The sequence below is a fragment of the Pseudomonas sp. LAMO17WK12:I10 genome, from assembly GCF_900215185.1.
Lineage (GTDB): Bacteria > Pseudomonadota > Gammaproteobacteria > Pseudomonadales > Pseudomonadaceae > Aquipseudomonas > Aquipseudomonas chlororaphis.
Genome location: NZ_OBDX01000002.1, coordinates 243971 through 256693 on the forward strand (window position 1 = coordinate 243971; position 12723 = coordinate 256693).

16 protein-coding genes are annotated in these 12723 nt (G+C 65.0%); 2 read left to right on the forward strand and 14 right to left on the reverse strand.

Going from position 1 to position 12723, the window contains the following annotated elements:
• Nucleotides 1–4 precede the first annotated feature (4 nt).
• From CRO75_RS03345 to ccmA, 11 genes are all read right to left on the reverse strand, one after another.
• Entirely contained in the window at nt 5–1147 is a 1143-nt protein-coding gene (locus CRO75_RS03345) for a hypothetical protein (RefSeq protein ID WP_097134440.1), read from the reverse strand.
• Between the two features lie 114 nt (nt 1148–1261).
• The gene (locus CRO75_RS03350) at nt 1262–1666 is read right to left on the reverse strand and encodes a hypothetical protein (protein WP_085530170.1); all 405 of its coding nucleotides are present in this window, start codon (nt 1664–1666) and stop codon (nt 1262–1264) included.
• Between the two features lie 11 nt (nt 1667–1677).
• On the reverse strand, nt 1678–2880 hold the full coding sequence (gene ccmI / locus CRO75_RS03355; RefSeq protein ID WP_097134441.1) for a c-type cytochrome biogenesis protein CcmI: 1203 nt from the start codon (nt 2878–2880) through the stop codon (nt 1678–1680).
• On the reverse strand, nt 2877–3347 hold the full coding sequence (locus CRO75_RS03360; RefSeq protein WP_097134442.1) for a cytochrome c-type biogenesis protein: 471 nt from the start codon (nt 3345–3347) through the stop codon (nt 2877–2879). Before CRO75_RS03360 ends, ccmI begins: the two co-directional genes overlap by 4 nt.
• Nucleotides 3344–3880: a DsbE family thiol:disulfide interchange protein gene (locus CRO75_RS03365; RefSeq protein WP_007922047.1), complete on the reverse strand. Its 537-nt coding sequence runs from the start codon at nt 3878–3880 to the stop codon at nt 3344–3346. Before CRO75_RS03365 ends, CRO75_RS03360 begins: the two co-directional genes overlap by 4 nt.
• Nucleotides 3877–5865 carry a heme lyase CcmF/NrfE family subunit gene (locus CRO75_RS03370; protein WP_097134443.1) on the reverse strand — a complete coding sequence of 663 codons (1989 nt, stop codon included), beginning with the start codon at nt 5863–5865 and terminating at the stop codon, nt 3877–3879. Before CRO75_RS03370 ends, CRO75_RS03365 begins: the two co-directional genes overlap by 4 nt.
• A 3-nt stretch (nt 5866–5868) precedes the next feature.
• Nucleotides 5869–6324, reverse strand: coding sequence for a cytochrome c maturation protein CcmE (gene ccmE, locus CRO75_RS03375; RefSeq protein ID WP_009047728.1), 456 nt, complete (start codon nt 6322–6324; stop codon nt 5869–5871).
• Nucleotides 6321–6497 (reverse strand): heme exporter protein CcmD, encoded by a 177-nt coding sequence (ccmD, locus tag CRO75_RS03380; RefSeq protein WP_007922041.1) that lies wholly within the window; start codon nt 6495–6497, stop codon nt 6321–6323. Before ccmD ends, ccmE begins: the two co-directional genes overlap by 4 nt.
• Nucleotides 6494–7249: a heme ABC transporter permease gene (locus tag CRO75_RS03385; RefSeq protein ID WP_007922035.1), complete on the reverse strand. Its 756-nt coding sequence runs from the start codon at nt 7247–7249 to the stop codon at nt 6494–6496. Before CRO75_RS03385 ends, ccmD begins: the two co-directional genes overlap by 4 nt.
• Nucleotides 7250–7325: 76 nt before the next feature.
• On the reverse strand, nt 7326–7994 hold the full coding sequence (gene ccmB, locus CRO75_RS03390) for a heme exporter protein CcmB (protein ID WP_097134444.1): 669 nt from the start codon (nt 7992–7994) through the stop codon (nt 7326–7328).
• On the reverse strand, nt 7991–8626 hold the full coding sequence (gene ccmA, locus CRO75_RS03395) for a cytochrome c biogenesis heme-transporting ATPase CcmA (RefSeq protein WP_097134445.1): 636 nt from the start codon (nt 8624–8626) through the stop codon (nt 7991–7993). The genes ccmB and ccmA overlap by 4 nt, the downstream gene beginning before the upstream one ends.
• Before the next feature lie 198 nt (nt 8627–8824).
• On the opposite strand from ccmA, the gene CRO75_RS03400 reads away from it, so the two are divergent.
• Nucleotides 8825–10396, forward strand: a complete 1572-nt coding sequence (locus tag CRO75_RS03400) for a flagellar hook-length control protein FliK (RefSeq protein WP_097134446.1) — start codon at nt 8825–8827, stop codon at nt 10394–10396.
• Nucleotides 10393–10722, forward strand: a complete 330-nt coding sequence (locus CRO75_RS03405) for an EscU/YscU/HrcU family type III secretion system export apparatus switch protein (protein ID WP_097134447.1) — start codon at nt 10393–10395, stop codon at nt 10720–10722. The genes CRO75_RS03400 and CRO75_RS03405 overlap by 4 nt, the downstream gene beginning before the upstream one ends.
• Nucleotides 10723–10832: 110 nt before the next feature.
• Here CRO75_RS03405 and CRO75_RS03410 read toward each other — a convergent pair whose 3' ends face one another.
• The 3 genes from CRO75_RS03410 to CRO75_RS03420 form a co-directional block, all read right to left on the reverse strand.
• Nucleotides 10833–11225 (reverse strand): DUF2802 domain-containing protein, encoded by a 393-nt coding sequence (locus CRO75_RS03410; RefSeq protein WP_037033950.1) that lies wholly within the window; start codon nt 11223–11225, stop codon nt 10833–10835.
• The gene (locus CRO75_RS03415; RefSeq protein WP_007922496.1) at nt 11226–11708 is read right to left on the reverse strand and encodes a chemotaxis protein CheW; all 483 of its coding nucleotides are present in this window, start codon (nt 11706–11708) and stop codon (nt 11226–11228) included. It abuts the gene before it with no gap.
• 78 nt (nt 11709–11786) lie between these two features.
• A complete protein-coding gene (locus CRO75_RS03420) occupies nt 11787–12683 on the reverse strand; it encodes a CheW domain-containing protein (RefSeq protein ID WP_097134448.1) in 897 nt (298 codons plus the stop codon).
• Nucleotides 12684–12723 lie beyond the last annotated feature (40 nt).

Below are 12723 nucleotides of genomic sequence, written 5' to 3' on the forward strand. Positions count from 1 at the left end.
GACGTCAGATTCGCCCACGTACCAGCACTTCGACCTTGGCCGCCTCGCCCCAGCGTTGGACCCGTTCGATCAGCGCAGAGTCGGTTTCGCCCACCAGATACAAGGTTTCGATCGATTGGGCAGCCGCCCACTCGACAAACCCGCACTGCTCGAAGGTGTCGATAGCCGCCAGCTGGAACTCGTTTTCGTAAAAGCCGGGCACCACGGCGACCTGGGCATCGACGGCACTGACTTCAGGCAGGAACGGACAGGCCAGGTGCACCACGTCCCACTTCGCCACGCGCCAGTTGCGCAGCGCTTCGTCGAAGCGGCTGCGGGCGCCGCGGACAAACCCCAGGCCATCGATCACCATGCGCCGGTTGATGATCATCCATACCTTGCGTTTGCGCGGGGCCTTGAGCAGCACCTCACCGGTGACCTTCGAGGCGCGCAGGGCCAGGGCGAACACCAGCAATACCGGAACGAAGTAGCGATAAACGGTCTCGGCGTTGGTGACGCGGGTCAGCTCATACAGCCTGGAAACCTCGCCCCGGGCCTTGCGCTGGTCGCCCAGGGTTTCATCGAGGCGGCCGAGCCACGCCAATACAGGCGGCGCCGAATACCGGGCGCGAAGCTCATCCAGCGCCTGGACCACCGTCCCCATCGAGAGCGCCGCCAGCCGCCCCTGCGCCGTTCTCTCTAACGTGGCAAAACGCTGACAGAGCTCGCTCACCTGCGCGGCATCGGCGGCGCTATAGAGAGTCGCGGCGGCACGGCAATGCTCCGGGCCCAACAGATCGTCGATCTCGGCCTTGAGGCGCCTCTGGGTCGAGGCTTCATGGAATTCGGCCAGCCGATAGTCGCTCTGGAACCATTCGGTCCTGACGCTCTGGGTCTCGCCGATCAGCGCCAGCGACGCCAGCAACAGCCAGCCGTAGTCCACGCGCTTCCAGCCGATCTCGCCCAGGGGAAAGACCGAGATGAAGCTCCAGCAGAAGAAGTAGTAGAGGAAGATAAACAGCACCAGCAAATACACCGGTGCCAGGGAGAAGTAGATCAGCTGCGGCACTTCGACATCGGTGAAGCCATGCAGGGCGAGCAACACAGCGACAACACAGAGCCAGAAGGCCATGGGCGCGAAATAGGGTTTGTTCAGGCTTTTCTTCATCGGGCGCTCGGATGGCGATACTCAGGAACACCCCGGGGTATCGGCCATCCAACCGACCGCTTGAACCGGACTCGCCCGCGGTCCGCTCAGTGGTCGCCGCTTACTGGGAGCCGCTTACTGGAACTGGCGCCCCAGGCCCGACGGCACACCGTGGATATCGGTCTCTTCCCATGGCCCGTCGGGGCTGATGGAACGGCTCCAGCCGTTGTTCCAGCGGTAGTAGGTGCGCTGGCGGTAGAAAGTGTTGGTCTGGTTATCCAGCACATAGACGCCCAGGCGCGGATCCCAGTGGCTGTTGCCACCCGGCGGCGGCGCGAAGCTCGCGGAAGTGCGCGGCAGCGGCTTGGCCGGCTTGATTGGCGTGGCGGGTTTACTCGGGGTACTGGGCGGCGCCGGCTTGGTGCTGGGCTGCGCGGGCGGAATCGGTGGCAGCGTCTCGGGCGGCGTCGGCTGCTGGACCGCACAGGCGCTCAACCCCAGGACCAGTGTTAACAGGGTGATGCGGGCAATGGCGGTCATGGCGGCTTCTCTTAGTTATCCGGGCTGTCGATGGTCAGTTGTTGCGGCGCGGTGGTGCTGCTGGCCAGGGGCTTGCTGCGACCGACCCACTCGCCGGCAGTCGGTTGGCCGGCGCGGGAAATGCGTGCAACCAGTTGGACTTCCGGGAAGTTCGACAGTTTCAACTGCGGCATCATCGCGTCGGCGTCCCCCAGCTCCACCGTCACCGGCAGGTCGGCCACGGTCAGGCGCTTGGCCGCCAGCGGCGCCGGCGGCCCGGAAGTCGCGCGGGCAAAGATGAACACGCTGTCGCCCGGCTGCACCTTGGCTTTCAGCTCGGCGGCCAGGTCGACACGTACCTTGAGCAGCGCAGCAGCCTTGGGCGCAGGCGCCTGGGCCACTTTGCCGCCGCTGGCCAGCAGCTTCTCGGTGGCCCGGTCGATACCGCCCTGCAGCGCGGCGCGCGAGTTGTCGTCCGCCGGCAATTGCGCCAGCAGGCGGTTCCAGTAATCGATAGCCTCTTGATAACGCTCGCCTTCGAAGGCGGCGATGCCCAGCAGGCCGAGGCTCGTGACTTCCTTCGGATCGGCCTTCAGCGCTTCGTCGGTCAGGGCCTGGACCTTGTCCGACCACCGCTTGCCGTCGGCGAAATACTGCGCCTGCGCCCACTGGCCGAGCAGTTCCGGCTGGCGCCCGGCCAGGGCCACGGTGCGCTCGAAGATCTTCGCCGCGTCCGCCGGACGGTCCTGGGCCATGTAGGTACGGCCGAGGAAGTACAGGCCCTCGGCGGAATCCGGCTGGGCGGCGACCGCGCGCTCGAGGCGGCGGGTCATCTCTTCCATCGATTGCGGGGCCTGGGCGAATTCACGGGTCAGCTCGACCTTGTCGCTGGCGCCGAAATGCAGGTACAGGCCCAAGCCCAATAGCGGCACCAGCAGCGCCGCCAGCAATGGCAGCGGCTTGCCCAGGCGCGATACCCCAGCCGGTTCCGCGCCCTCGGTGTCGGCCAGCAGTTCGCGCGCGGCTTCGGCGCGGCCGCTGTCCATCTGCTCGGCGCTGAGCACGCCTTCGGCCTGCTGGCCTTGCAGCTCGGCCACGCGTTCTTGATAAAGCGCCACGTTCAGCGCGGTACGATCCTCTTCACGCTGGGCGCGACGGCCGCGTAGAACCGGGATCAGCAGAAAACTCAGGGCTACCAGGAGCAGCAGGCCTGCGGCGAGCCAGAAATCAATCATTCGTGGTCTTTATCCAACAGTTGGTCGAGGCGCTGACGCTCCTCGGCAGAAAGTGTGCTCGGGCTGTCGCTGCGCTGCACGCGCCGACGCCGGACGATCACGGCGATGATCACCACGCCCCCCAGCAGCAGGCCGGCGGGGCCGAACCAGAGCAAGGCGGTCTTGCCGGTCAGGGCCGGCTTGTAGCGCACGAAGTCGCCATAGCGATCGACCATGAAGTCGATGATCTGCTGGTTGTCCTTGCCTTCGCCGAGCATGCGGAAGATTTCCTTGCGCAAGTCCGCAGCGATCGGCGCATTGGAGTCGGCGATGTCCTGGTTCTGGCACTTGGGGCACCGCAGCTCTTTGGTCAACTCGCGAAAGCGCTCGCGCTCGGCGTCGTTGGCGAATTCGTAGGTATCGATCGCGGCGTGGGCCACGCCAGCGATACTCAGGCCCAGGACGGCCGCGGCCAGCCAACGCTTCATGGCTTGGCCTCATCGGCCAGGGCCTGATACTTGGCGGCCAGCTTCTCGCGCCACACCGTTTCGTCGATCACCCCAACGTACTTGTCGCGGATGATGCCCTTGGCGTCGATGAAGAAGGTTTCCGGCGCGCCGTACACCCCGAGGTTCAGGCCCAGGGTGCCCTCCTCGTCGCGAATATCCAGCTGATAGGGGTTGTGGAATTCGACCAGCCACTTCAGGGCGTCGGCGTTGACGTCCTTGTAGTTGACGCCGTAGATGGTCACGCCCTGCTGCGCCAGCTTGTTCAGCACCGGGTGCTCGACCCGGCAGGAAATGCACCAGGTGCCCCAGACGTTGACCAGCGCCGGCTTGCCCAGCAGGTCGGCACGGGTCAGGGTCTTGTCGCCCTGCACCGACGGCAGGGAGAACTCCGGGAACGGCTTGCCGATCATCGCCGATGGCAGCTCGGCCGGGTCCAGGTACAACCCGCGGTACAGGAACACCGCCACCAGCAGGAACAGCGCCAGCGGCAACAACATTATCCAGCGTCTCATGCAGTGGCTCCTGTCATGCCCAGGGCTTCGCGCACCCGGGTTTTCACTTTGACCCGGTAACGCCGGTCGAGGGCCGCCAGCAGGCCACCGAAACCGGTGAGCAGGCCGCCGAACCAGATCCAGCGCACGAACGGCTTGACGTGCACCCGCACGGCCCAGGCGCCATCGCCCAGCGGCTCGCCGAGGGCGACGTAGAGGTCACGGGTGAAACCGGCGTCGATGCCGGCCTCGGTCATCACCGAGTTCTGTACTGTGTAGAGGCGTTTTTCCGGGTGCAGCACGGCAACTTCCTTGCCGTCGCGGACCACCCGCACCGTGCCCTTGTCGGAGGTGAAGTTGGGGCCTTCGAAGTGCTTGGCGCCCTCGAAGACGAAGTGATAACCGGCCAGGTCCATGGACTCGCCCGGATCCAGGCGCAGGTCGCGCTCGGCGCTGTTCTGGCTCGACAGCACCACGCCCAGGGCGCAGACCGCGATGCCCAGGTGCGCCAGTTGCATGCCCCAGTAGCTGCGGGTCAGGCCCGGCAGGCCCTTGACCAGGCCTTTGTGGCGGGTCTTGTCGACGATGTCGCGGACCCCGGCGAGCAACACCCAGGCCGCCAGCATGCAGGTCGCCAGCACTGCCCAGTTGAAGTCGCCGTAGACGATACCGGCTACCACCGCCAGCGCGGCGCTGCCCAGCAGCACCGGAGTCAGCATGCTCACCAGCCATTTCACCGGGGTGTCTTTCCAGCGCACCACCACACCGATCGCCATCACCACCATCAGCAGCGCCATCAGCGGGATGAACAGCGCATTGAAGTACGGCGGGCCGACCGACAGCTTGGCCCCGGTCAGGGCATCCAGCACCAGCGGGTACAGGGTGCCCAGCAGGATCATCGAGGCCGCCACCACCAGCACCAGGTTGTTGCCCAGCAGCAGGGTTTCCCGCGACCACAGGTTGAAGCCGACCTGGCTCTTGACCACCGGCGCGCGCAAGGCGAACAGGGTCAGCGAGCCGCCGACCACGAACAGCAGGAAGATCAGGATGAACACGCCGCGCTCGGGGTCCGAGGCGAAGGCGTGGACCGAGGTCAGCACCCCGGAACGCACCAGGAAGGTCCCCAGCAGGCTCAGGGAGAACGCGGCGATGGCCAGCAACACGGTCCAGCTCTTGAACACGCCGCGCTTTTCGGTGACCGCCAGCGAGTGGATCAACGCGGTGCCCACCAGCCAGGGCATGAACGAGGCGTTTTCCACCGGGTCCCAGAACCACCAGCCACCCCAGCCGAGTTCGTAGTAGGCCCACCAGGAGCCGAGGGTGATACCGATGCCGAGGAATGCCCAGGCGACTATGGTCCAGGGCCGCGACCAGCGCGCCCAGGCCGCGTCCAGGCGCCCGCCGAGCAAGGCGGCGATGGCGAAGGCGAAGGCCACGGAGAAACCGACATAGCCCATGTAGAGCATCGGCGGGTGCACGATCAGGCCGATGTCCTGCAGCAGCGGGTTGAGGTCGCGGCCGTCGCCGGGCACCTGCGGCAGAATCCGCGCGAAGGGGTTGGAAGTGACGATCAGGAACAGCAGGAAGCCGGTGCTGATCATGCCCATCACCGCCAGCACCCGCGCCAGCATCACTTGCGGCAACTGCCGGGAGAACACCGACACGGCGAAGGTCCAGCCCCCGAGGATCAGCGCCCAGAGCAGCAGCGAGCCCTCGTGGGCGCCCCACACCGCGCTGAACTTGTAGTACCAGGGCAAGGCGCTGTTGGAGTTGCTGGCGACATAGGCCACCGAGAAATCGTCGACCATGAAGGCATAGGTCAGGCAGCCGAAGGCGAAGGTCAGAAAGGCGAACTGCCCCCAGGCCGCGGGCTGCGCCAGGCCCATCCACAGGCGGTCGCCGCGCCAGGCGCCGAGCAGTGGCACCACGGCCTGGACCAGGGCAAAACACAGGGCCAGGATCATCGCCAGATGGCCAAGCTCGGGAATGAAGATTGCAGATGTCATCGCTCAGCCCTCCTTGGCCGGAGCCGGCGCCATTTGCCCACTGTCTTTAAGGGCCTTGGTCACTTCCGGCGGCATGTACTTCTCGTCGTGCTTGGCCAGTACTTCATCGGCCACCACCACGCCATCGGCGTTGAGCTTGCCCAGGGCGACAATGCCCTGCCCTTCGCGGAACAGGTCCGGAAGAATGCCGCGGTAGGTGATGGTCACGGCCTTGTTGAAGTCGGTGACCACGAAGCGCACGTCCAGCGAATCCGCCGAGCGTTGCAGCGAGCCCATCTGCACCATGCCGCCAGCGCGGATCCGCGTGTCATGGGGGGCTTCGCCGTTGGCGATCTGGGTCGGGGTGTAGAACAGATTGATGTTCTGTTGCAGGGCGCTCAGCGCCAGGCCGACGGCAACGCCCACGCCGCCCAGCACGCCGAGGATGATCAACAGACGCTTTTTACGCAGCGGATTCACTGATTGTTCTCCCGGCGCAGACGACGCGCCTCTTGTTGCAGGTAACGCTTGCGGGCCAGCAACGGCACCGCCACGTTGAGGATCAGCACCACCAGGCAGATGCCGTAGGCTGACCAGACATACAGGCCATGATGGCCCATGGCGAGAAAGTCGGCGAAGGAAGAAAAACTCATGATGCCGCCTCCAGGCTGTTCTGCACTTCGGCCCTGACCCAGCTGGCGCGGGCTTCGCGCTTGAGCACTTCGAGACGCATGCGCAGCAACAGCACGGCGCCGAAGAAACAATAGAAGCCCAGCACCGTCAGCAACAGCGGCAGCCACATCTCGACGGGCATCGCCGGCTTTTCGGTGAGGGTGAAGGTCGCGCCCTGGTGCAGGGTGTTCCACCACTCCACCGAGTATTTGATGATCGGGATGTTGATCACCCCTACGATGGCCAGCACCGCGCAGGCCTTGGCCGCGCTGTCGCGATTGCTGATGGCGTTGCCCAGGGCGATCAGGCCGAAGTACAGGAACAGCAGGATCAGCATGGAGGTCAGGCGCGCGTCCCAGACCCACCACGAGCCCCAGGTCGGCTTGCCCCAGATGGCCCCGGTGACCAGCGCCACGGCGGTCATCCAGGCCCCGATGGGCGCCGCGCATTGCAGGGCGACATCGGCCAGTTTCATCTTCCACACCAGGCCCACCACCCCGCACACCGCCAGCATCACGTAGATGGACTGGGCCAGCATGGCCGCGGGAACGTGGATGTAGATGATGCGAAAGCTGTTGCCTTGCTGATAGTCCGGCGGCGCGAAGGCCAGGCCCCAAACGACGCCGACGGTGATCAGCAGCAAGGCTGCGATGCTCAGCCAGGGCAACAGCTTGCTGCTGATGCCGTAAAACCACTTGGGCGAGCCGAGCTTATGAAACCAGGTCCAGTTCATACTGTTTCCATCACGGGTGCCGCGCGTTGTCACGCACAGCCAGGGTCTTTACTGATCAAAATTTGATCAGACCTCATTATTCGCCGACGCTGATCTTCAGGCCAGCCGCTATTGCAAAAGGTGTCAGCGTTACTGCCAGGGCGGTCAGGCTCCCAAGCCACAGCAGGTAACCGGTCGCCGGCATGTCCTGCAAGGCCGCCTGCAAGGCGCCGCTGCCGAGAATCAATACCGGGATGTACAGGGGCAGGATCAGCAGCGCCAGTAACAGGCCGCCACGCTTGAGCCCTACCGTCAACGCCGCGCCCACCGCGCCCAGCAGGCTGAGCACCGGAGTGCCCAGCAACAGGGACAGCAACAGCACCGGCAGACAGGCTGTGGGCAGGCCGAGCATCAGTGCCAACAGGGGCGCAAGCAATACCAGTGCCAGGCCGGAAAAGGCCCAGTGTGCCAGCACCTTGGCCAGAACCAGAAGAGGCAGGGGGTGCGGCGAAAGGACCCACTGCTCCAGGGATCCGTCCTCGAAATCACTGCGAAAAAGCCCGTCCAGCGAGAGCAAAACCGATAACAGGGCCGCTACCCAGACTAGCCCTGGAGACAAGGTTTGCAACAATTGTGTCTCAGGTCCCACCGCCAACGGGAACAGTGCGACAACGATGGCGAAAAACACCAGCGGGTTGGCCAGTTCGGCGGGACGGCGGAACAGCAGCCGGGATTCGCGGGCAACCAGCAGTCCGAAAACACTCATACGGCCCAATGCCCCAGATCGATGTCGCGATAGCCGGCCGGCAGGCGGCTCAGTGCGTGGTGGGTGGTGAGGATCACCATGCCGCCGCGTTCGCAGTGGCCGGCCAGATGCTCTTCCAGTTGCGCCACGCCCTGTTTGTCCAGGGCGGTGAAGGGTTCGTCGAGAATCCACAGCGGCGGGCTGTCCAGGTACAGCCGGGCCAGCGCCACCCGGCGCTGCTGGCCGGCGGACAGGGTGTGACAGGGCACATCCTCGAAACCGCGCAGGCCGACCGCCGCCAGGGCCTGCCAGATCGCCTCGCGATCGGCGGGCTGATGCAGGGCGCAGAGCCAGCTGAGGTTTTCCTCGGGGCTCAACAGGTCCTTGATCCCCGCCGCATGGCCGATCCACAACAGGTTGCGCGCCAGTTCCGCGCGCTGGGCGTTGAGCGGCTGGCCGTTGAGTAGCACCTGGCCGCTGGTCGGCTGCATCAGCCCTGCCAGCAGGCGCAACAGGCTGGTCTTGCCGCTGCCGTTGGGACCGCTGATCTGCAACATGTCGCCGCTGGCCAGACGCAGTTCGAGCTTTTCGAAGAGCAGCCGCAGGTCGCGCTCACAGGCAAGCGCTACGGCTTCTAGAAGAGGACTGGTCAAATGATCGCGGGCCTTTACGGTTCAAGTCGGCGGTGGAGCAGCCGTTAAAGAGATGCAGAATAAACGCATCGGCGGCCTGTTCCAGAGAGCTGCGTCAAACTTTTGCGATGTTTTCGCCACGCTCCCCGAAGACGGGCGGCATTATACATGCGATGCCCTACTCTCAAGAGGGCTTATTTCTCCACAGGTTGTGTCCAGATGACAGGCGAAATCACCCTTCCTCCGCTGCCCCAACTGACGCCGGGAACCGTGCGCGCGCTGCCGATCAGTGGTGAATTGCTCAAGTTGCTGCAGCCCCTGGAAGGCCTGATCGCCGCCGGCCAATCGGCCAAGGCCGAAGTACTGTCGCTCAAGCAGGCGGACCAGACGTTCCAACTGTTGCTCAAGCTGACCCTCGACAGCGGCCGGCAGACCACCGTCCAGGCCACCAGCAACCAGCCACTGCCCCTGGGCACCAGCCTGGCGGTGACCCAGCCCTCGGCGGGCAACCTGGCCATCACCGTGCAGCAGGCGATTGCCGCCAGCGTCGCCACCCTGACCCGCCTGGACACCGCACAGCTTCCCGTGGGCACCCTGCTGCAAGGCAAGGTGCTGACCACCCAGCTACAACCCCAGGCAGCCGGACAACCGGCGGTCTACCGCTCGCTGGTGAGCCTGCTCAACACCGCTCTGAGCGGCAGCACCCTGAGCATCGACAGCCCGCAACCCTTGCGCATCGGCAGCCTGCTGAGCGCCCTGGTGCAAGGCTCGCAGAGCTTGAGCTTCGTGCCGCTGAGCGGGCGCCAGGAGCAACTGGCGATCGCCCAGCAACTGGCCGCCCAGCAAAGCCGCCAAGCCTCGCTGACAGGCCTGATCAATGCGTTGCAGAACCTGCCGCCCTCCGACGACACCTCCAGCGAGCTGCGCGCTGCGGTGGACAAGCTGCTCGCCGGCCTGCCCGACCTGCAGCAACTGAGCAATCCCAAGGCGCTGGCCCAGGCCCTGGGCAACAGCGGTGCCTTCCTCGAGTCGCGGCTGCTGGCCGGCGACAATCCGGCCCTGGCGGCTGACCTGAAAGGCAACCTGCTGCGCCTGATCGCCCAGATGACGCCAGGCCTGCCGGCCAGCACCAATTTCAACGCGATCATTGCCGCCAATACCCTGGCCCAGATGCTGCCGAGCTTTGTGCGCAGCGCCCTGGGCACCCTCGGCCAGGTCAGCGCCAGGCCCCAGCCGGGTGGCTTCCCCCTGCCCTCGCGGCTGCTGCAAAGCCTTGAGGAGGAAGGCGACCTGGAACACCTGCTGCGCCTGGCCGCGGCCGCTGTTTCGCGCTTGCAGAGCCATCAGTTGGCGAGCCTGGAACAGAGCGGCCTGACCGATGACGGGCGGCTGCTGACCACCTGGCAACTGGAGATCCCGATGCGCACGATGCAGGACGTCGTGCCCTTGCAGGTCAAGTTCCAGCGCGAAGACCCGGCGGAAAAACCGCCCGAGGAAAAACGCCAGGAACGCGAACCGAAACAGCAGCTGTGGCGCGTCGAACTGGCGTTCGACCTCGAACCCCTGGGCCCGCTGCAGGTGCAGGCGCAACTGCTCAAGGGCCGCCTGTCCAGCCAGCTCTGGGCGCAGCGGCCATTTACCGCGAGCCTGATAGAAAGCCATCTGGGCAGCCTGCGTGAACGGCTGCTCGCGTCCGGCCTGGATGTCGGCGATCTGGACTGCCATCTCGGCACGCCGCCGCAGGGCCCGAAAACCCGACTGGAACAACGCTGGGTCGATGAAACCGCATGAATAATTCAAACCCGCCACGCCAGGCCATCGCCCTCAAGTACGACGGCCAGCACGCGCCCACGCTGACCGCCAAGGGCGACGACGAACTGGCCGAAGCCATCCTGAAAATCGCCCGCGACTGTGATGTGCCGATCTATGAGAACGCCGAACTGGTGAAACTGCTGGCGCGCATGGAACTGGGCGACAGCATTCCCGAGGAGTTGTACCGGACCATCGCCGAAATCATTGCCTTCGCCTGGAACCTCAAGGGCAAGTTCCCGGCCGGGCATGAGCCGCAGGAAGCGGCGCTGGAGAAGGATGTGACGCAAAGCGGGGAGGATTACTGATCCGTAGCCGTTGCCGCAGGCTGCGATCGGCCGGTACGGCCGCAGGGATCTCAGGATCGCTGAAGGCCTTCGGCCTTGGCGCAGCCTGCGGCAGCGGCTACAGAGGGATTTCAGCTCTTGTGCAGCTTGCTCATCAACTCGGCCTCGGCCTGGGTCAAGCCGCAGGACTGAGTCAGTTCGTCGACGCTGGCGCCCATGCCCACCAGGCGCGCGGCCTGGGCGAAGGACAGGCTCGACGGATCGCGCTGTTCCAGCTGGGCCAGCTTGTCCGGCAACGGACCGACCACCGCGCGCAGCTCATGCAGGTCTTCGCCCATGCGCACCGTACCGTTCTGGTAATCGTCGACGCGCTTGGCCAGGTCCTTGATGCGCTGATCGCGCAGCGCATCGCCCTGGGCCTGCTGAGCGGCGATCTGCCGCTGAGCACGAATATAGGCCAGGAACATCGCCAGTGTGCCTGCCCAAAAGAGGAACAGGACAATAACCGCAACCTCGAGAATCAATCAGATACTCTCCAGTTCCGACCACTCTTCTTCGCTCATCATCTTGTCCAGCTCAACCAGAATCAGCAGCTCGCCGTTCTTGTTGCACACGCCCTGGATGAACTTGGCCGACTCTTCGTTACCGACGTTCGGCGCGGTCTCGACTTCCGACTGACGCAGGTAAACCACTTCCGCCACGCTGTCGACCATGATCCCGACCACTTGCTTGTCGGCTTCGATGATCACGATGCGGGTATTGTCATTGACCTCGGTGGGCACCAGGCCGAAACGCTGGCGGGTGTCGATCACGGTCACCACATTGCCACGCAGGTTGATGATGCCCAGCACGTAGCTCGGGGCACCCGGTACCGGCGCGATCTCGGTGTAGCGCAGGACTTCCTGCACGCGCATCACGTTGATGCCGTAGGACTCGTTATCCAGTTTGAAGGTTACCCATTGCAGGATCGGATCTTCGGAACTCTGTGCAGACGACGACTTATTCATACCCCTGACCCCTCAAAAAACCGTTGGAAACGGTGTGTGTTCTGTGTGGCCGCACCGTCGGCGCAGCCTGTTGTTGGTCTATATCGGCTTCGGCGCCGGTTTGCTGATAGCCAAGTGTTTCGCGCCGCCGCTGGCGATCAGCTCGGCCAGCTCGGAAACGTCCAGCAGCGCGCACATATGCTCGATGACCGTGCCCGCCAGCCATGGCCGCTGGCCACGGTGGCTGCGCCATTTGATTTCGTTCGGGTCCAGGCGCAACGAGCGGCTGACCTGATGCACCGCCAGCCCCCACTCGTAGCCCTGGACCGAGATCACGTATTGCAGGCCCTGGCGGAAGTCGTCGCGGTAGCGATCGGGCATCACCCAGCGCGCGGTATCCAGCACCTTCAGGTTGCCGGCCTGGCTCGGCAGGATCCCGAGGAACCACTCCGGCTGGCCGAACAGCGGTGTCAGTTCATGCCCCGCCAGGGAATAGATCGACCCCAGGCAAACGAGCGGCACCGCCAGGGTCAACCCGGCGACATCGAACAGCAGGCACTCGAATGGTTCCACCGCCCAACTCGGCCGGTCGTCACCCGCCACCGGGGGTGGCGTGCTGCTGGGCGGCCGATGCACCTCGACCACCGGTTCGACCAGGCCTTGCAGCAAGGGCGCAACGGTCGACAAGGTGGCCGGCAATGGCGCGGGCGCCTCCAGCACGGGGGCGACCATCGGTTCCTCGACCCGTACTACCGGCGCGACAACCGCAGCCGGCGCACGCTGGACCTGGGCATCGCGAGCCTGTTCTTCGAGCACCGCGGCCTGGAACTCATCCAGGACCTCGCTCGACACCGCCACCTCTTCTACCGCTGCCTGAACCTGCGGCAGCGCCTCGGGAACCGCGAACTCTTCTTCGGTGGCGTCCTGCAGCAACGCGTCCAGGTAGGACTGCAGCGCCAGCTGCGGTCGGGACGTGACGTCGACAGGACGGTTCATAAGGATGCCCACGGATAAAACCCAGCACAATGACCTGTAG